Source organism: Mycobacterium sp. SMC-8 (assembly GCF_025263565.1).
Classification (GTDB): domain Bacteria; phylum Actinomycetota; class Actinomycetes; order Mycobacteriales; family Mycobacteriaceae; genus Mycobacterium.
This window is the reverse complement of record NZ_CP079865.1, coordinates 2,026,388-2,044,877: the sequence shown is the minus strand read 5'-3', so window position 1 is coordinate 2,044,877 and position 18,490 is coordinate 2,026,388. Positions and strand designations below refer to the sequence as shown.

Genomic DNA, 18,490 nt, shown 5'->3' with positions numbered 1-18,490 from the left:
AGGGAGCAGATGTACCTGCACACCGTATCCGAGATCGGCCAGGCTGTTCGCACGCCGCTCAGCGCGATCGACACTGCGATCCGGCACGCCAGACGGCAGATGAAAGCCGAGAGCGTCCGCCACCGAGCGAAGTCGCGGCAAGGACATACGGTGGCTTCGGTCCTCCGGGACTTCGGCAGGTTCTCACTGTGGGCGCGCGAAGCCGAATTCTTGGAGAACTTGAAGACGGTGTACGAGAACCAGTCGGGAGTTCCGTTGAACTACACCAGGTTCCCGGTCACAAAGAAGGACCCGCAGGGCCGTTCCGGACGCAGCACCCCGTGGCGCTTCACACCGCAGCGGCAGCAGTTCGACCGATCGGAGGCCGCGGGCAGCTTCTGCCTCGGTTCCGCGCGGAGCATGGCACTCCGGTCGATATTCGGAATCGCCAAGCCGACCTATCGCCAGGTTCTCGCCGCGTTGAACAAGGACATCCTTGCGGCAAAGTCGAAGGGCGACACACCGACCGAGGCGCGACTGCTGATTAGCCGCATCGTGAGCCATTCGGCCGATCCGGGCTCGCTGGCGCAATACAACCAGGACCTCGCAGACCGATACGGCGTCACCAACGTCAAAGTCGTCACGGTGGACAGAGCGCGGGCGCTCGACGCGCTCAGGGCGGGCTCACCGGTCTTGGCTGATCTCGTCGGAGGTCGGCACTGGGTGATGGTCAGGCGTTCGCCGCGCGGCGAGCTCTGGGCCAACGATCCGCTGTTTGACCCACCGATCCAGAAGATAACGATGTCCAAGTTGGGCAACCGGTTCGAGATCGTCGTCGACGCGACGACCCTGCGACCGATCACGCCGGGAAGCGCCGCCGCCTACCAGAGGTGAACCGCGCGTCAGCAGACCGCCGCGGGGCAAGGCGTGGCCCGGCAGTTGCAGACGTCGAACGGATCCGGTGTGATCCCCGCCAGCCGCAACGCGAATGCCTCGTAGCACGCGTTCCGGATCCTGCCCTCGCCGACGTCCCGGAGATGCCCGTAGAGCAGATGCAACATCTCATGGATGATGATCCCGGCCCGGATATCTCGGGTGGCCGCCCAGAACATCGGGCACAGCACCACGGTGTTGCGTCCGACGTTCGCATGCACCCAGGCGTTGTCGCACGGTGTGCAGCACGTCAGATCGTTGTCTGCGCATCCGGCCACCGCCGGCCGGCATTCGAAGGTGATGCGACGTCCACCGTCGAGCTCCCTGGCCACCGCCCGCAATCGTTTGGCGACGCTGACTCCCGACGCCTCGTTGCCGGCCCATGGGACCGGCCGCGACGGGTCGTGTCCGAAGAAGCTGCGGAAGATCCTTGCGGTGCGTACGGCATCCGCGCCCCGCGCAGCAGGCGCCACGCTGATCGAGGCATCGACCTTGTCGGCTGCGTTGTTGGCCAGCCTGATCGCGCGAACGATCGCTTGCCGCAGCGCGGTGAGACACTGTTCGGCCGTCGGCAGCGGACATGGAGCACACGCCGGAAAGTCGAAGATCGGGGCGCCCAGCAGCTCATCCTCTGCGCTCACCCCCGCCATTCCGGCCGCGACACGTCCGGCTTTGCGCCGGTGCACCAGCTTCTGCATGCCGGCCGGCACCGGTTGATCGCTCAGATACATGGCCGCCTCCTTAATCAGTGCAGTGATTGGCTCACAGCAACCGCGGTGCGCCACCGAAACGGGTGTCGTACCAATGCCGTCCGATGATCCGACCGCCGACCTCGGACAGGATGTCGGTGCCGGTGGCGCCGACATTGCGGACAACGAACTCGATGGTTACCGATTCGGCGAGCCGGATGTCCACCGGCACAGCCGAAGAACCCCACGGATTGATGATGTGATCGAAAGTCAGATAGGGGTCCAGCGGATACGCCCCGGAACGAATCTGCCATTGGTAACCCGGTGTGCGGATCCTGGTCGGATCGGCAGCGTACCGGTCGGTGAATTGCATGAAGTAGCGCAGTATTCCGCAGTATTGGGGCCGCAGCGAGTACCGCGCCAGCACAATCTCCTGCCCCGGTTCGGGGGCGGGTAGCACAGCGCTGTTGTCGAACGGCGCCGTGTCAAGCGGGTTGTCGCAGACCTCGCACTGGCCTGCACCCGGACATCCGCAATCCTGGTGCACCGGCATCGGTCATGTCCCGGCGCCGAGGATCTTGTAGCCGTGCAGCGCGATGAACAGCTGTGCACCCTGGTACAGCGGCCCCTCCGAAATCTCGTCGACCACCACCCGAATGGTGGACCGGGGCTGAAACAGCATCGGCTTGGCCATCGGCCGGAACGGGCGCCGACCATCCGGGCTGCCGAGCCCGGCGGTGTTGTGGATAGCCCGGTTCTGCAGTTCGCGGCCGGTACCGCTGTCGATGATGCTGTAGGTGAAGTCGATCCCGAACACCTTTGCCGCAAGCGCCCGTATCCCAACCCGCGGATCGGTGAAGAGTCCGGCCAACAGCTGGTTGACATCCGGCTGACTGAAAATCACCGACCCGGGCGGCTCGGCGGGCACGAAGCTGTACCCGATCGACGTCGCGATGAGCACGCCGTCGACGGAGACGTTGATGACGTCCTCGACCCGCGCGCCCCGTCGCCCGGCCAGAGTGAAGACCGCCACGTGGTCATAGGGGATCTCTTTGAGCCGCACGGGCGCTCCCCACCCGTTGGTCCGCAGCTCCTGCCGCGGACCGAGCAGCCGTGCCGCTCCCAGCTGTTCGTCCTGCATGTCAGCCGCCTCCTACCAGAGCGGGCGCCACATGTCGGGCGCGTTCACGGGCCGCACGAACTGCGGGGTCTGCGGTGGCTCGGCGGGGACATACGCGTCGATCCCCCGCAGGCCGGAGCACGAGCACACACCCCCGCGGGGCTCCCGCACGTAGCCTTCGGTACCGCGCAGTTCATCGTCGTCGCCGTCGAGTTCGTCGCTGCCGTCCAGTTCGTCGCTGCCGTACAGCTCGTCGTCACCGACACCCGGCATCTGGTACAGGCCCCCGTCGGGTGCCTGATACAGCGCAGCGAAGCCCGTCAGATCCTCGCCGGTGTCGTCGGGCACCGGAACCTGGGGGTCCTGCTGCGTGACGGGTGGAGGCGCCACCGGCGCCCGTCGGACGACCGGCGCCGGCCGCACTGCCGGCGCCAGGAACCGCCGCAATCTGGGCACGACGCGGGAAGCCACCATCGGCAGCACCGTCTTGGCGATGCCGGGCAGCAACGACCAGAAGCCGACCGGATCACCGAGTCCGTCGTAACCCTGCACCCACTGATACAACCTGCCGTCGTCGCCCAGCCGTACCTCACCCGGTACCGCGTCCGCGCCGTTCTGCAGATCGTCGTCGAATCCCTGCACCTGGAACAGTGACCCGTCCGGAGCCTGGTAGAGCGCACCGTAGTCTGCGACGTCGTCCAAACCCTGAACGGTCATCAGTTCCTCATCACCGAATCCGTCAAGACCGTTGTCAACCATTGCCATCCCTGTCTTCCGTCACTGCACATCGCGGGTCAGGTAGCCGTCGAGGACCACCCAAATATGCCGAGGGCCGATCTCGTCGAGCAGCAACGAAGTGACACCGCGCGGGAAGAGCATCTCGACACGGAAGTTCTGCTGCGGGTCGATGAATACCGGCTCGGCGAATCGGAACGTCGAAAGCGGGTCGGGCTCACCGTGACTGAGCGGCATCTCACCGCTGGCACCGAGCACGCCCGCGCCGGACGGGAACATGTACGTCGGAGCGGTGATGGCCTCCTTCTCACCGACCAGCAGTGAGACCACCGAGCCGTAGATCAGCTCAGGGATGAACAGATCACGGGTGTCGTAGCGGTCCGGGTTCGGACCGCTGATGACTACACGCATGGCTCTGGCTTCGAAGGTATTGAGGCTCGGAAGCACCCCGGACGCCTGCAGATTGGTCTCCAGCCTGGTCTTGTTCTGGACGTCGACGAAGAACCGGATGACGCTCGGATCTCGCATCACATCCGCGAGCGTCTCGCCCTCGTTGATGAAAATGGCATCGTAAAGGGGGCTGTGCAGCTTCTCCTTGACGCCTGTCACACGTGCCATGGTCTGAATCTCCTTTTCTCTGTACGGCTTTCAGTGCCGCCGTACCGTCGGCCGGTAGTATCGGGGTGCCGGCGCGGGCACCGGCCGCGGCCGCACCCAGCCCGGCCGCCACAATGAAGGAAGCGGGTAATAACGCGCGCGGGGGTAGTAGGGCGTGGCGGAGGTGTAAGCGGAGGGATAAAAGGCCGACGCGGCCGGTGCCTGGTACCCGGGCTGGTCGGAGCCGCGTATCACGGCGTCGAGCCGGCCCGCACTGCGCGGCCGGTTGCCCGGCGGCAGCCCTTGCCGCCAGAGTCGCAGCAGCAGCCGTCGCACCCAAAGATCGCGGGACAGCATCCCCCGCGCCCGCAGTGCGTCCCAAACCTCCTTCACCCGCGGATCGCGCGGCTGCAGACCCATGGTCCGCACCGCCTCCACCAGATCCGCGGCCCCATACGACTGGCCGAGGCCGTCGTCGAAGTCATGCAGGCTCATGCCCGGTCTCCTTTGCAGCGAGATGACTTTCTTCACGATCGCCCGGGGCTTCCAGCCCATAGGGTGTGACACCGTGGCATCCACGGCGATCCAGCGCCCCCGGAACCGGACTTCCGGGTAGACGTGGGTGAAGAGATTGGGGCGCCGAGGGTTCGGGCCGATGACGACGATCCGTACCGGATGCCCGATGGATTGGAGCATGGCGCCGAGCAGGATGGTCATGTCGTCGCAGTCGCCGGCGCGCAGCTCGAGCATTCTGCGCGCCGAGTGCAGCAGCTCCACGCGGTGCGGGTCGCGGGTGTAGCGGATGTTGCTCTGCACCCATTCGAACAGCGCCTTGATCTCGCCGAGATAGTCCCTGGCGCGGATCCGTTGAGCTCTGAGGATGTCGACCACCCTCCGGCGTACCGTGAAGTCCTTGGCGCCGTCGAGGATGAACGAGCGGATCCGCTCGACCGTCCAATCCGTTCCGCGTGATCCCGACGGGATTCGGGTCGTTGTAATCCGCAGTGGCGCTTCGGTTTCGGCCAGCGCAGTACCGTTGGCGCACGCGACGCTCATGTCAACTCCACACACTCGCGCGCAGCGCTTCGGCGCTCAAGGGCTGCGCCCGGCACTGCCCGCCGCAGAACTTCGGAAAGATGCGGATCGTCTCCTCGTCGGCCGAACACGCCACCACGGTGACCGCCGGACATGCCGCGGCGACCCGCTCGGCACGGGTGAGATCGCGTGTCCCGGCTTCGATCACCACGGCGTTCGGGGTCCGGGTGACCAGGACGGTCATCACACATTCGAGTGCGCATTCATCGATGACCAGCTCCGGCGACGACAGGATCGCGCGGATCCCCCGCCGTGCCACCTCGCCGAAACCTGCCAGCAGAATCTGGAGCACATGTGGCCTCCTACCTTCCGGAGACCGACGCTAGTCAGACGTTGCCCCCTTCACGAGAGGCCGACGGGCAACCTTCGGGGCAACCGGTGCGGCTTATAGCGCACCCTGCCGGGCCATCACCGCGACCGCCTCGGCCCGGGTGCGGCAGTGAAGCTTGGCGAGGGTGTCGTGCACGATGTTCTTGACCGTGCGTTCCGAATAACACAGCTCGCCCGCGATCTCCCTGGTCGTGCTGCCCTGAGCGAGCAGTCGCAGCACGCTGAGCTCTCGGCAGGCGAGCACACCACGATCGCCCAGTGAACCTGCGCCGTTCCCGTGCCCCAGCAGGGGCGACAGCACCGACGGCGGTATCGAGCCCAACCCATGGGCGACAGCCCGGCACGCGGCCACCAGGCTGGCCGGGGTGATCTCCGCACGGAGCAACAGCCCCGCGAATCCGGCCTTGACGGCCCCCTCCATCAACACCACCGAGCCGGTCTCTGCCACCCCCACACACCTCGTCCCGGCGGCGACGAAATCGGGTGCCGCCGACACCGCCGGGCCGTCCAGTTCCAGCAGCAGGATCTCGGCGGCGGTCAGATCCGGCGAGGGAGTCAGATGCGCGCTCTCCCCCACGACCTCGAAACCGGACGTGGTCAGGCACTCCGCGAGCCCCCGCCGAAAGATCGCGTTGGAGTCATCCACCCAGAGGGCGACCCTCCGATCCATCCGTCCATTGAACCAACATCGACGGCTCACCGGACTGGGTTGTGGTGCGTACCTTCGGGCCATCGCCGCAGACCGGTTGCCCGTTGGTGTTGCCCTTTCGGTACGTCAGATCATGCCCTGGCGGATCGCCTCTGCGACCACCTGGGCTCGGCTGCGCGCGTCCAGGTGGCGTTCGGCATCGCGAATGGCGTACTTGACGGTCCGCTCGGAGCACCCGACGGTGTCGGAGATCTCTCTGGTTCCGTAGCCCGCGGCCAACAGTCGCAGCACGTGCAGCGATCGTTCGGGCAGGCCGCCCGGCGCGGGGCTCGGCCCGCCGGCGGCGACACCGACTTGGAGTCCGCTCGCTGCAGCCTGCACGGCTGCACCGAGCTGACTCTCGGTGAGTCGACCCCGGGGCAGCACGGCCACCACGTTCGCGCCCGCCGTGGCACCTCGGCGGGGCGCGTCGCTGCACACCAATGTGGGCTTGGCCGAACAAATTCCGGTAGCGGTCCGATCGGAGGCGATCACCACGTCAACGGCCTCGGGCACCGGTCCGGCCGCCCCTTCGAACACGATGCTGATGACGTCGCTGCCCTCCAAACAGGCTTGAACTCCACGGCGGAAGATGTGGTTCTCGTCGACCACCGCCACGCGAATCGCCCGGCGGCCATCGACGGCGGATCGATCGTTTCTCGCCTCCACGGGCCCCCCTGGTGACGTCACCGACCGGGTCTCCGAATCAACGGACTACATTGTGCCCCGCCGGGGACGCTGTTGTCGCGGGTACCGGGAAACCCGAATGCCACCGCCGCGGCGGCGGGCTGCGCGCCCGGGCAAACCACAAGATCACGTGGGCCCCCACGCACCCGCAGTCGGCGAGTGGGCCGGTCACATTGGCAGCTAAAACACATTGCAAGAGCTATCTTTTGGCCCTTCAACTAGCTACTTCGAGCCTCGCCGGTTCGCCAGTACACCGCCGCCCCCCGGCGCACACTCGAGCCCGTCTGATTCAGCTTCAAACGAGGAGTTACCCATGAAGTACGCCATGACCTGGACGTCGCGGCTCGGCGGCTCGGGCAAGGAGAATGAGGAAGCGCTCCGTCGCGCGCTGGAACTGTTCTCCAAATGGCAGCCGCCGGCAGGCACCACATTCCACCAATTCGTCGGCCGCATCGACGGAGAAGGCGGCTTCGCCATCGTGGAGACCGACAACGCCACCGAACTGCTCACGGAAACAATGAAGTTCGCGCCGTTCAACACCTTCAACATCCATCCCGTCGTCGACATGAACGACTGGGCGCAGGCCGCCCAGGGGGGCATCGACTTCCGGAGTTCGATCGACTGAACACGGTTCGGCTGTCACCATGACCAGATGAGCACACGAACCACCTGCGCGATCGTGGGGGGTGGCCCGGCCGGCATGGTGCTGGGGCTGTTGCTGGCCCGGGCCGGTGTCGAGGTGACGGTGCTGGAGAAGCACGAGGACTTCCTGCGCGACTTCCGCGGCGACACCGTGCATCCCACCACGCTGCGGTTGATCGACGAGTTGGGGCTGTGGCCGAAGTTCTCCGCGCTGCCCCACAGCAGATTGCAGCGGGCGACCGTGGACGTGGCGCCCGGCCGGCGCGTCACCATGGTCGATTTCGGCCGGCTTCGCCGGCTGCCCCATCCGTACGTCGCGATGGTGCCGCAGTGGGATCTGCTCAATCTGCTCGCCGAGGCCGGTGAGGCCGAGCCGACGTTCACCCTGCGGATGCGCACCGAGGCCGTGGGGCTCATCCGCGACGTGGACAGGGTCGTAGGCGTCCGCTACCGGGACGACGACGGCTTCGGTGAGCTGCACGCCGACCTGACGATCGCCTGCGACGGCCGCAACTCCGTGCTGCGGCAGCAGACCGGACTGCGGGTCCGGGAGTTCCCGGTCAGTTTCGACGCATGGTGGTTCCGGCTGCCCCGCCCCGACGACGACACGATGTACACGCTGTTTCCCCGGCTGGCCCTCGGCAAGGCGATGATCGTCATCCCGCGCGAGGAGTACCTGCAGATCGCGCTGCTGATCCCGAAAGGCACCGACGCCGCGCAGCGGGCCCGCGGCCTGGATGCGTTCCGCGCGGACGTGCGGGCGCTGCTGCCCGAGGCAGCTGCCGTGGTGGACACGATCACCGATCTCGACCAGGTCAAGCATCTCGACGTCAAGATGAACCGGTTGAGCCGCTGGCACTGCGATGGGCTGCTGTTCCTGGGCGACGCCGCCCACGCGATGTCGCCGGCGGGTGGGGTCGGCATCAACGTGGCCATCCAGGACGGGGTGGCCGCCGCCCGGTTGCTCGCCGAGCCGTTGCGCGCCGGCACGGTGACCGCGCGGCAGCTGGCCGGGGTGCGACGCCGACGGGTGATCGCGACCGCACTGACCCAGGCCCTGCAGCGCCTGATCGACCGGCGACTGCTCGGCCCGATCCTGCGCGGCAACCTCGCCGGCCCGCCGCCGGGGCTGGTGCGCGCGGTAGAACGCATGCCCTGGCTGACGGTCATCCCGGCCTACCTCGTCGGGGTCGGGCTCCGCCCCGAGCGTGCACCCGAATTCGCGAGGCGGCCGCCCGCGTAGGGTCACCCCCCGTGACCGACACCGCCGCGCCGCGCAACCCGTTCGACCTCACCGGCCATGTGGCCGTGGTGACCGGCGGCGGCTCCGGCCTCGGGCTCGGCATGGCCGCGGGTCTGGCGCGCGCCGGGGCCACGGTCGCGATCCTCGGCCGTTCCACGCAGCGTCTGGAGGCCGCGGCGGCCTCGTTGCGCGGTCACGGCAATCCGGTGCTGCCGGTGGTCTGCGACGTCACCGACGAGCAGGCCGTCACCGACGCGATGGCGCGCATCCGCAGCGAGTTCGGTTATCTCGATTCATGTTTCGCCAACGCCGGAGTTCGCGGCACGTTCACCCCGGTGCTGGACACCTCACTGGAGGAGTTCCGTGAGGTGACGCGGGTGGACCTCGACGGCGTGTTCGTGACACTTCGCGAGGCGGCACGGCAGATGATCGCGGCCGGCCGCGGCGGCAGCCTGGTCGGGGTGTCAAGCCTGGGCGCGCTGCAGGGTATGCCCCGCCAGCCCGCCTACGCCGCGTCCAAGGCGGGGGTGACCTCGCTGATGGACAGCCTCGCGGTCGAGCTCGCGCGGCACGGCATCCGCGCCAACACCATCGCGCCGGGATGGTTCGTCACCGAGATGACCGCCGAGGGCATGACCGACGAACGGTTCCGTGCGCGGGTGTTGCCGCGTGTGCCGGTGCGACGGTGGGGCGCTGCCGAGGACGTCGCCGGTGTCGCGGTCTATCTGGCCAGCCCGGCCAGCGCGTACCACACCGGCGACGTGCTGCGTCTTGACGGCGGTTATCTGAAGTTCTAGCTGTCGGTGCCCACGTTTGAATTGAAGGTTCGCCGGACATCAAAGGAACCGTGAGCATGCTGCCGAGCACGATCCCGACACCCGCGGTGCAGATCACCGATGCCGGGGTGGACGCCGCGCTGAGCGCCGCGGTGCGGATCATCAACCCGCTGCTGGACGTGCTGTGGGGCACCGATCCGCTCGACCTGAAGCGCCGGGACGACGGCATCGGCCAACTGCTCAACGCGGTCGACCTTCCCGGCACCCGGTCCTGGGACGACATGGACGCCCACGACCGGATCAACTGGTGGGTCTGGCGGGTCGGTGCGCTGAACACCGTGGCGGTCGCGTTCCCCGGGGCGTTGGGAATCCTGGCCCGCCGGCTGCCGATCCAGGATCTGCTCGGATTCGTCAGCCAGGCCACCGTGCTGTGCGCGGTGGCGCGGGAACTTGGCGTGACCGATCACCGCACCCAGGTGCGCATGCTGGCGTCGGTGCTGTGCGACCGCGACCTCTCGGTGATCGTCTACGAGCCGAGCACAGACCGTCGCCTGGCCCGGATCCCGCAGAATCCGGCGGGCATCGTCACAGCGGTGTGGAACCTCGTCGGTCTCTTCGACGCGATCGGCGATGAGGTCGCCAAACGCCCGCACCCCCGTGCGCCGTTCCGGCTGCTCAACTTGCTGCCCGGGATCGGAGCGCTGGCTGCTTACTTCGGCGAGTGCGGAGCGCTGGCACGGGCGGCGAAGATGGGGCAGCGCTGGATCGAACGGCAGTCAAAGTCCTAGCGACTGCTGCGCTTGCAGCAGGGTGCCCGCCGACGCCTGAAGCCCGGCCAGTTCCGAATCCGACAGCGGCACCTCCAGCACCTCGCCTGCGCCGTGCGCGGTGACCACCGTGGGCAGCGAGAGCGCCACGCCGGAGATGCCGTGCGCGCCCTGCTGCACGGTGGACACGGGCAGCACCCGGTGCTGGTCGCCGAGTATCGCCTCGATGATCCGAGCCGACGACAGCCCGATCGCCAGGTTGGTCGCTCCCTTGCCTGCGATGATCTCGTAGGCCGCGTTGACCACCTCCGCCGAGATGCGGCGCCGGCTGTCCTCGTCGAACACCGGTACACCGTCGCGGCGGAACCGCGCGGCAGGCACACCGCCTACCGACACACTCGACCACAAGGAGATCTCCGAGTCTCCGTGCTCGCCGACGATGAAGCCGTGCACGTTTCCGACGGCCAGGTCGGCATGTTCGGCGATCAGATACCGGAATCTGCTGGAGTCCAACACCGTTCCGGATCCGAAGATGTGGCCGGGGGCGGCGTCGACGGCGCGGGTGGCGGCGAAGGTGACCACGTCGACAGGGTTGGTGACGAACACGACGACAGCGTCGGGCGAGTGCTCGAGAAGTTGCGGCGTGAGTGTCTGGGCCATCACGACGTTTGCCGCGGCGAGATCCAGCCTGCTCTGGCCCGGCTTCTGTTTGGCGCCCGCGGTCACCACGACGACCGCCGAACCCGACGTCGCCGCGATGTCGTCGGAGCCGGTGATCCGGCAGTGCGGAACGAACTGGCTGCCGTGGTTGAGGTCGAGCACCTCGGCGCGCACTTTGGCGGCGTTGACGTCGTACAGCGCCAGCGCTCCGGCTGAACCGCGGATCAGGCAGGCATAGGCGATCGCGGTGCCCACGCTGCCCATGCCGACTATCGAGACCTTGGTGTTCCGTTCGACGGGCATGGTCACATTCTGGTTCAGACGAAAGCTGGTTCAAACGAAAAGAATCGGCCCGATCGGCTGTCCCCTCCGCAGCCGATCGAACCGACGCTGCAAACATATGCGTGGGGTACCCCCCTGAGGAATCGGGGAAATCCCTATTTCTTCCCGCAGGAAGAACTAAGAACGCGGCGAAACCGCAGCTCAGGAGCCGTCAGGGACCGGGATCGGGATGGGGACCGGCACGAACGGCACCTCCACGTAGGTCGTCGTCATCGGGTTGGTCGTCGGCGGCACCGTCGTCGGCGGCACCGTCGTCGGGCGGGTCGTGGTCGGCTGAGTAGTCGTCGGCTGCGTCGTGGTGGTGGTCGGCTGAGTCGTCGTGGTCGGCGTCGTTGTCGTGGTGGTCGTGGTCGTGGTTGTGGTCGGCGACGTGGTCGTGGTCGTCGGCGCCACCGTCGGCGCAGTGGTCACCACCGGCGGAACGACCGTCTCCGGCGGGGGCGGCTGCTGTCGGGAGAGGGTGACCGTCTCGGGCGGGGCGGGAGGGGGCTCGGCCGAGGGCACCAGTGCGCTGCTCAGCGGCACGTTGCCGGGTGTCGGGGTGGTGGGTTCCGAGGTGTCCACGCTCGTGAGCGCGATCGCCGCCCCGCCGACGGCCAGCAGGGCCAGCGCGGCGACCACGCCGGTGACCGACAGCGGCAGCCGCGGACCGGCCGCGGCGTGGCTGTCCCCGTCGCCCGGCGGGATGACCTCGGTCTCGTAGGCGCCGGACAGCGCATACGGATTGGGCCGCTGTTCGGGGATCTCGCCGGTGAACGGGACGACGTCGTCGTCGGTCGAGTCGTCCTGCGACCACGCCAAGGCATACGTGCTGTCCTGCTCGGGGGTGGCCACGGTGGCTGTCTGGGCGCTGCGTCCGTACGCGGCGATCAGCGCGGCGCCGGCGGCCGCGTCGAGCGCGGGACGCGGCGTCGCCACCACCGGGACCCGAAACCGCTGCGAAACCTGTTCTGCGACAAATGGGATCGCCGATCCGCCGCCGACGAGCGCAACCGTCGAGACGCTGTTCCAGCCGATGCCGGCGCGCATCAGAACCTGCTCGAGCGCGGCGAACAGCCCGTCGACGGGACGCGCGATGAGTTCTTCGAGTTCGGCGCGGGTCAGACGGACCTCGCCCTGATAGCCCGGCAGGGCAACGCTCAGCTCGGTGGCGGTCTGCGCCGACAGGCGTTCCTTGGCGGCGCGGCACTGCTCACGCAGCGCGCTCAGCGACCCGACCGCCGCCGTCTGCTCGGGATCCACCCCGCCCCCGACGCCGCCGAGTACGTGACTCAGCACCGCCTGGTCGATCTGGTCCCCGGCGAGCTCGGCGAACCGTTCGGTCCCTCCGATGATCGTGAACGCCGACGCGGCGTCGGCGAGGGTGATGCCGGTGCCGCCGCCTCCGAGGTCGAGCAGCACCACCACTCCGCGACGGTCCAAGCCCGGGTAAGCGTTCAGCGCGGTCAGCGCCGCCTCGGCGTCCGGGATCAGACGCGGGACGGCGCCACCTGGGGTCAGCACGGCGCTGGCCCGCAGCGTGTCGGCCAGCGCGGCGCTCGCCTCGGCACCCCAGTAGGACGGCACGGAGATCGCGACGTCCGACGGCGGCTGCGGCGCGGCAAGCGCGGCCATGGCTTCGAGTGCTTCGACCACCAGTTGTGCGGCCGGGTAGGAGGCGCCGTCGGGGGCGACCAGCGGAACAGTGTCCCCGACGCGTTCGACGAACCCGGACAGCACCACCCCGCCGGGGCGGTTGCCGGACACACCGACCTCGGGGGCGGCGTGGCCGTACAGGGTGAGCACTGAACGCCGGATCACCGGCTGCCGGCCGACTGTCGCCGCCGCGAGGTTGGTGGTTCCGATGGACAGCCCCAACGCATCGCTCATGATTCAGGCCACCCTAAACGATTTGCCCACCGCAACCACCGAGGCACCGCCGCGTGTGCTGCAATGACGCTCATGAGTGACATCGATGACATCAAGCAGGTCAAGTACCGCTACCTCCGTGCCCTGGACACCAAGCATTGGGACGAGTTCGCCGACACGCTCACCGAGGATGTCATCGGCCGTTACGGCGAATCGATCGGTGAGGAGCACCACTTCACCAACCGCGACGACCTGGTGAATTTCATGCGCAACTCGCTGGGCCCGGAGATCCTCACCGAGCACCGGGTCAACCACCCGGAGATCACCGTCGACGGTGACCAGGCCAGCGCGATCTGGTACCTGCAGGACCGGGTGATCGCACCCGACTTCAACTTCATGCTGATCGGCGCCGGCTTCTATCACGACCGCTACCGCCGCACGCCGGCCGGCTGGCGGATCTGCGAGACCGGTTACGACCGCACCTATGACGCGTCGATGAGCCTGGAGGCGCTGAATTTCAAGGTCAAGGCCGGGCGCGCGCTCAACATCTGATCGTCCGACGGGTCACTGCGTGATCGCGATCATCGCGCCGGGCCGCAGCCAGCGCATGATCTTGACCAGGGTGCCGTCGTCGATGGCCACGCAGCCCGCGGTGGGTCCCCCATCGGTGCTGTGCACGAAGAACGCGCCGCCCTTGCCGGGGATGCGTTCCTTGTTCACTCCCATGACCACCGCGTGGGCGTACTGCGGGATGTCGAGGTTCTCGGTGCCGGCGCTCAGCGAGGTGTCGAACGGGCAGTTCGCCTTGTCGCACACCTGCATGGTGTTGTAGGTGGGGCTCTTCATGTCGCCGTCCCACCAGTGGTTGGGCCCGACCTGGACGTAGCGCAGACCGCCGCCGGGGTTCGGTTGGGTGCCGAAGGCGAAGTCGAGCGTGTAGATGCCTTTCGGCGTCATCATCGAACCGTCGAAGTGGTTGGGCGACATGCCTTTTGCGCCGATCTTGGCGGGGATGCCGACACCGCCGGCCACCGGCTGCCAGCCGGCCGCGGTGCGCTCCCACACGTCGAGTTTGGCGTCCGAGCCGCCGGTGCCGGTGACGGCGAGCACCTGGGTCGCCGGGCCGACCGAGTTTGCGAACCACGGCGCGAATTCGGCCGAAACGCGCGGCGCGGCAGGTGCAGCTAGCAGCGCGACGACGCCCAGCGCAACCGTCAGGCAGCGCAGCATGTTTCGGAGTCGGTCAGGGTGCGACGCTGTCGGCATGCACCAACTGTGCCATCCATGACCGCCAGCGCGGCGCTTCTGCGCCTGCAATGTCGGTCGCGGTGTCGCCGTACAGGTACACGGTGACCGAGAGTCTCACCCGGTCGCCGGACAGGCAGCCGCCCACCACTGCGACCCCGGGGGCGGGGGAATCCAGCCGGACCATCACGTTGCGGAACTCCGCGGTGTGATGCACACATTCGACTGTGCCGGCAAGCTGGGGAACGCCCGGCGGGGTGGCATACCGGTGACCGACGTCGAGTCCCGCGATACCCACCGCGGATGCCAGATCCGACCACGCCCGGACCATGTCTCCCGGATGCTCGACGGCAGCGAAGACGTTGGCGGCGCGCTGCCCGGCGAAGTCACGCAGATACACGCGCAGCACGTCGAAGAAGCCGGGCCAGCCAGTCTCGAAGGTCTCCATCTCGTCGTCCCAGTCGTCGCGGCCGGTGAACAGACTGTGCACCATGCGCACCACGCAGCGGTCGCCGGAGTGACTGGTGATGACCACTTCGGTCGCCAGCGGCGGTGCGTCGCCGCTCCAGTCACGCTCCTCGTACCCGAGTCGGCTGGGAGGCTGCCACTCGGTGACCACCGCAGAGCTGGTGACTCCGCCACCGAAGTCGAATTCGATTGCACCGCCGACACGTTCGTCGACCGACGTGGGAGTGAACCATGCACTCATCCCGGGACCGGTGGCGATCGCGTGCCACACCTGCTCGGGCGTGCCGGGTACAAGAAACTCCATCTCGACCCAGCGGTGTCCGTCGCCGTCCTTCTTCAATGCCATGTGACTACGTCCTTTTCTGCTCGGTGGCCGGCATCGGATAGGCGGTGAGCACCACGCGATGCGCTCGCCCGCCGGGGTCGGTTTCGTCGTGATAGCGCGCGGCCAGTGCGGTCACTGCGCGCGCCAGCTCCTCGGTGAACGCGGCTCGGTCCGCGGCCGACCGGAACGTCACAGCGGTGTCGATCGTCAACGTCGCAAGCCGCTTCTGGTTGTCGCGGGCCGCCCGGCACAGGTCGCCGACCTCGCGGACGGCGCGGGCCGCGACCGCGATGAGATAGCTCGCCGACACCCGGTCACGCGCCCTGCCCGGATCGGCCGCGACAGGACCGAGCGCGGCCGGCGAGACGACGTAGGACGCGGCCGTGGCGACCAGTAGCCGCTCGGTCAGTCCGCCCCAGCGGCGCTCGCCGGCCGCAGCGACCAAGCCGTGTCGTTCCAGCGCACGCAGGTGGTAGTTGACCTTCTGTCGGGCGACACCGACCTTCGCAGCAAGAGCCGCGGCCGAGGCCGGCTCGGACAGTTCCGCCAGCAATCTGCTGCGCATCGGGTCCAGCGCTGACGCCGCCGCGGACGGGTCGGCGATCACCTCAACGTCCAGCACGTCGCCATCGTCACCTTGACAAAGTTATTTGTCAATGGCGGGTGCCACGTAGGTTGGGCGTCATGGAGCTTTTGTCTGTGCGACGTCGCGGCCGTGGGATTCGTCAGATCGGGGCCGGCCTCGGCACACTGGACCGCGAAGTCTTCGAGGCCGTGGCGGAGTCGCCGAGCCCGTTGCTCGACGCGGTGATGCCAACGCTGACCAAGGCCGCCGACCACTCCAAGCTGTGGTTCGCCATCGCCGCCGGGCTGGCGGCGTTCGGCACACCGGCGGCGCGGCGCGGGGCCGCCCGCGGGGTGCTGAGCCTGGGGGTGACGAGCCTGGTCACCAATCAGGGCGCCAAGCGGATCTGGAAGCGGGAGCGGCCGAACTGGATCATCATTCCGCTCGCGCGGCGGACACGCAGATATCCGACCTCGAATTCGTTGCCGTCCGGGCATTCGGCCAGCGCCGCCGCGTTCGCCGTCGGGGTCGGCTTGGAGAGCCCGCCGCTGGGGCTGGGGCTGGCGCTGCTGGCCGGGATGGTCGGGATGTCACGGGTTGCGACCGGCGCGCACTATCCCGGCGACGTGCTGGCCGGCCTGGGCCTCGGCGCGGGTATCGCGGTTCTCGGCGCGCGCGTCGTCCCGCCGGTCGTGGAGACCCGACTGCCCACCGCCGACCCGCTGCGGGTCGAGCAGCCCGCCCGGCCGGACGGTAAGGGAGTCACCCTGGTCATCAACCCGGCGTCGGGCAGCGGGACGGGTGCGCGGGTGCTCGACGAGGTGCGCGAGGCGCTGCCGCAGGCCGAGATCGTGGAACTCGAAGAGGACGACGACGTGGTGGAGGTGCTGAAGTCGGCCGCACAGCGCGCCGAGGTGCTCGGCGTCGGAGGCGGTGACGGGACGGTCGCCACGGCGGCGGCGGTCGCGGCGGGCGCGGGCCTGCCGCTGGCGGTGTTCCCCGCGGGCACGTTCAATCACTTCGCCAAGGACATCGGCTGCGACACGGCGGCGAAGACCATCCAGACCATCCAGCAGGGCTCGGTGTCGTGCGTGGACCTGGTGTGCCTGAACGAGAAGCAGATGGTGGTCAACACCGCCAGCATCGGCGCCTATCCGCAGTTCGTGGCCACCCGGGAGAAGCTGGAGCACAAGATCGGCAAGCCGTTGGCCGGCATCTACGCCATGTTCCACACCCTGCGCCGTGGTCAGCCGGTGCGGATCGCCTACGACAACAAAACCCTGCAGACGTCGTTGTTCTTCCTGGGCAACTCGACCTACCTGCCGTCGGGCTTCGCGCCGTCGCGACGCACCCGGATGGACGACGGCCTGCTGGACGTCCGGATCCTGGAGACCGGCAAGCGGCTCAGCAGGCTGCGCATCCTGACCGCGGTGATCTTGGGCCGGCTGGAGCGCAGTCCGCTCTACCACGAGATGCGGGTGCCGAAGTTCTCATTCCGCTCGGTGGACGGCCCGACGGTGCTGGCCCTCGACGGGGAGGTCGGCACCGAGGTGACCGAGGCCACCTTCAGCGCGCAGTATCGAGCTCTGCCGGTCTTTCGGCCGCTGCCGTGAACGGCGGCACCAGCAGCAGGCACGCAACGAAGTAGGCGTACCCGAGAGCCCATCCGGCGATCACGTCCGAGGGGTGGTGCACGTTGAGCACCACCCGCCCGGCACCGACGGTCAGCACCACGAGGACGCCGAGGGCGACCAGCCAGCCGCGCCACACCGGACGGACCACCGGCAGCACCACGGTCAACAGCGCCGCGACCGACGCCATGACTCCGAGGGCGTGGCCGGACGGGAACGACGACGACAGCGCGGACACCATCGCGGTGTCCGGTCGCGGCCGGGCGGCGATGTATTTGGTGAGCTCGGTGAGCACGCCGCTGAGTTCGACGGTGAGCAGCAGGAAGACCGCGAGCCGGAGGTGGCGGCGGATCAGCGCGATCACGATGACGATCAGTACCACCAGGCGGAACGCCCCGGGGCCGAGGACGGTACAGAAGACATCCCAGGCGGTCACCCACCCGGGGCGGGTCTCACCGAACCGGAACGCGGGGTCGAGCGCGTCGGCGTCGATGCCCGCCAGCCACGGCCAGCCCTGGACGAATCCCACCCACATCAGCAGATACACCGCGATGGCGGCGGCGGCACTGGCGAGCAGCCATCCGGTGCGCAACTTCACCTGACAAGCTGTACCACCGGCGTGCTGAGCTACCGTTCGGACATGGCCGTATTTCTGCGGAAGCTGTTCCGAATCGGCAAGCTTCCCAGCGCGTTGCGCGCGGAGGTCGAGGCCGAGGGCGTGCTGTTCCTGTCCGAGTACGTGGCTGTGACGCGCCGGTTCCGGGGCGCCGTGCCCGGGCTGCGCTCCAGCGGCAGCATCGCCAGCTATGTCGGTTCACTCGTGGTGACCGAGGAACGGGTGCTGGCCACGCTGTCGTCGCTGCCCAAGCTGGCGGGCCGGACCATCGACGTGCGTTGGGACGCCCCGCAATCCGGCGCGGTGACCGCCGAACTGTCAGAAACGGGGCTGATGCTGGACGTGGATGTCGCCGCCGTGGACCCGCGCTGCTCCGGGGAGCTGTCGCTGCACTACAAGGAGCGCATTCCTCCCGACGTACTGGCGCGACTGCCCCGGAGGACGCTCGCCTATGACGTGCCGCCGGAATTCGTGTTCCGTGCCGTCGGGGTGCCGTACCACCCGTAGGC

23 protein-coding genes are annotated in these 18,490 nt (G+C 68.2%); 8 read left to right on the top strand and 15 right to left on the bottom strand.

From position 1 onward, the window contains the following. Positions 1-150: 150 nt before the first annotated feature. On the top strand, positions 151-873 hold the full coding sequence (locus tag KXD97_RS09965) for a hypothetical protein (RefSeq protein WP_260756561.1): 723 nt from the start codon (positions 151-153) through the stop codon (positions 871-873). An 8-nt stretch (positions 874-881) separates the two neighbouring features. Here KXD97_RS09965 and KXD97_RS09960 read toward each other — a convergent pair whose 3' ends face one another. The 9 genes from KXD97_RS09960 to KXD97_RS09920 form a co-directional block, all read right to left on the bottom strand. After that, the gene (locus KXD97_RS09960; protein ID WP_260756560.1) at positions 882-1,643 is read right to left on the bottom strand and encodes a M35 family metallopeptidase; all 762 of its coding nucleotides are present in this window, start codon (positions 1,641-1,643) and stop codon (positions 882-884) included. Positions 1,644-1,674: 31 nt separating this feature from the next. Then, positions 1,675-2,154: a hypothetical protein gene (locus KXD97_RS09955; protein ID WP_260756559.1), complete on the bottom strand. Its 480-nt coding sequence runs from the start codon at positions 2,152-2,154 to the stop codon at positions 1,675-1,677. Between the two features lie 3 nt (positions 2,155-2,157). Then, a complete protein-coding gene (locus KXD97_RS09950; protein ID WP_260756558.1) occupies positions 2,158-2,742 on the bottom strand; it encodes a hypothetical protein in 585 nt (194 codons plus the stop codon). Between the two features lie 12 nt (positions 2,743-2,754). Beyond that, on the bottom strand, positions 2,755-3,486 hold the full coding sequence (locus tag KXD97_RS09945) for a hypothetical protein (RefSeq protein ID WP_260756557.1): 732 nt from the start codon (positions 3,484-3,486) through the stop codon (positions 2,755-2,757). A 12-nt stretch (positions 3,487-3,498) separates the two neighbouring features. After that, positions 3,499-4,074 carry a hypothetical protein gene (locus KXD97_RS09940; protein ID WP_260756556.1) on the bottom strand — a complete coding sequence of 192 codons (576 nt, stop codon included), beginning with the start codon at positions 4,072-4,074 and terminating at the stop codon, positions 3,499-3,501. Between the two features lie 30 nt (positions 4,075-4,104). Then, on the bottom strand, positions 4,105-5,109 hold the full coding sequence (locus tag KXD97_RS09935) for a transglutaminase family protein (protein ID WP_260756555.1): 1,005 nt from the start codon (positions 5,107-5,109) through the stop codon (positions 4,105-4,107). A gap of 1 nt (position 5,110) precedes the next feature. Beyond that, complete coding sequence (locus tag KXD97_RS09930) at positions 5,111-5,440, bottom strand: hypothetical protein (RefSeq protein WP_260756554.1); 330 nt, start codon at positions 5,438-5,440, stop codon at positions 5,111-5,113. 93 nt (positions 5,441-5,533) lie between these two features. Continuing rightward, positions 5,534-6,148, bottom strand: a complete 615-nt coding sequence (locus tag KXD97_RS09925) for a response regulator transcription factor (RefSeq protein ID WP_260756553.1) — start codon at positions 6,146-6,148, stop codon at positions 5,534-5,536. A 105-nt stretch (positions 6,149-6,253) separates the two neighbouring features. Next, complete coding sequence (locus tag KXD97_RS09920; protein ID WP_260756551.1) at positions 6,254-6,835, bottom strand: response regulator transcription factor; 582 nt, start codon at positions 6,833-6,835, stop codon at positions 6,254-6,256. Positions 6,836-7,166: 331 nt separating this feature from the next. Between KXD97_RS09920 and KXD97_RS09915 the strand changes: the two genes are divergently transcribed. The 4 genes from KXD97_RS09915 to KXD97_RS09900 are packed head-to-tail and all read left to right on the top strand — an operon-like array spanning position 7,167 to position 10,302. Further along, the gene (locus KXD97_RS09915; protein ID WP_260756550.1) at positions 7,167-7,478 is read left to right on the top strand and encodes a DUF3303 domain-containing protein; all 312 of its coding nucleotides are present in this window, start codon (positions 7,167-7,169) and stop codon (positions 7,476-7,478) included. Positions 7,479-7,505: 27 nt separating this feature from the next. Beyond that, positions 7,506-8,738 carry an FAD-dependent oxidoreductase gene (locus tag KXD97_RS09910; RefSeq protein ID WP_260756549.1) on the top strand — a complete coding sequence of 411 codons (1,233 nt, stop codon included), beginning with the start codon at positions 7,506-7,508 and terminating at the stop codon, positions 8,736-8,738. Positions 8,739-8,749: 11 nt separating this feature from the next. After that, a complete protein-coding gene (locus KXD97_RS09905; protein ID WP_260756548.1) occupies positions 8,750-9,535 on the top strand; it encodes an SDR family NAD(P)-dependent oxidoreductase in 786 nt (261 codons plus the stop codon). A 56-nt stretch (positions 9,536-9,591) separates the two neighbouring features. Beyond that, a complete protein-coding gene (locus tag KXD97_RS09900; protein WP_396884926.1) occupies positions 9,592-10,302 on the top strand; it encodes a hypothetical protein in 711 nt (236 codons plus the stop codon). Here KXD97_RS09900 and KXD97_RS09895 read toward each other — a convergent pair. Further along, on the bottom strand, positions 10,291-11,244 hold the full coding sequence (locus KXD97_RS09895) for an L-lactate dehydrogenase (protein ID WP_260756546.1): 954 nt from the start codon (positions 11,242-11,244) through the stop codon (positions 10,291-10,293). The genes KXD97_RS09900 and KXD97_RS09895 overlap by 12 nt on opposite strands. Before the next feature lie 180 nt (positions 11,245-11,424). Next, the gene (locus tag KXD97_RS09890; protein WP_260756544.1) at positions 11,425-13,152 is read right to left on the bottom strand and encodes an Hsp70 family protein; all 1,728 of its coding nucleotides are present in this window, start codon (positions 13,150-13,152) and stop codon (positions 11,425-11,427) included. A gap of 72 nt (positions 13,153-13,224) precedes the next feature. On the opposite strand from KXD97_RS09890, the gene KXD97_RS09885 reads away from it, so the two are divergent. After that, positions 13,225-13,683, top strand: a complete 459-nt coding sequence (locus KXD97_RS09885) for a nuclear transport factor 2 family protein (RefSeq protein ID WP_260756543.1) — start codon at positions 13,225-13,227, stop codon at positions 13,681-13,683. Between the two features lie 12 nt (positions 13,684-13,695). On the opposite strand, the gene KXD97_RS09880 is transcribed toward KXD97_RS09885, so the two are convergent. From KXD97_RS09880 to KXD97_RS09870, 3 genes are read right to left on the bottom strand one after another with little or no spacing between them, the layout of a single operon-like run. Beyond that, complete coding sequence (locus KXD97_RS09880) at positions 13,696-14,361, bottom strand: L,D-transpeptidase (RefSeq protein WP_260757905.1); 666 nt, start codon at positions 14,359-14,361, stop codon at positions 13,696-13,698. 13 nt (positions 14,362-14,374) lie between these two features. Continuing rightward, positions 14,375-15,190 carry an SRPBCC domain-containing protein gene (locus KXD97_RS09875; RefSeq protein ID WP_260756542.1) on the bottom strand — a complete coding sequence of 272 codons (816 nt, stop codon included), beginning with the start codon at positions 15,188-15,190 and terminating at the stop codon, positions 14,375-14,377. 4 nt (positions 15,191-15,194) lie between these two features. Next, positions 15,195-15,791: a helix-turn-helix domain-containing protein gene (locus KXD97_RS09870; protein ID WP_260756541.1), complete on the bottom strand. Its 597-nt coding sequence runs from the start codon at positions 15,789-15,791 to the stop codon at positions 15,195-15,197. Between the two features lie 62 nt (positions 15,792-15,853). On the opposite strand from KXD97_RS09870, the gene KXD97_RS09865 reads away from it, so the two are divergent. Then, positions 15,854-17,347, top strand: a complete 1,494-nt coding sequence (locus KXD97_RS09865; protein ID WP_260756540.1) for a bifunctional phosphatase PAP2/diacylglycerol kinase family protein — start codon at positions 15,854-15,856, stop codon at positions 17,345-17,347. Here KXD97_RS09865 and KXD97_RS09860 read toward each other — a convergent pair. After that, entirely contained in the window at positions 17,301-17,963 is a 663-nt protein-coding gene (locus KXD97_RS09860) for a phosphatase PAP2 family protein (protein WP_260756539.1), read from the bottom strand. The two genes, KXD97_RS09865 and KXD97_RS09860, sit on opposite strands and share 47 nt — an antisense overlap. 42 nt (positions 17,964-18,005) lie before the next feature. On the opposite strand from KXD97_RS09860, the gene KXD97_RS09855 reads away from it, so the two are divergent. Continuing rightward, positions 18,006-18,488, top strand: coding sequence for a hypothetical protein (locus KXD97_RS09855; RefSeq protein WP_260756538.1), 483 nt, complete (start codon positions 18,006-18,008; stop codon positions 18,486-18,488). The last annotated feature ends 2 nt before the right edge of the window (positions 18,489-18,490 follow it).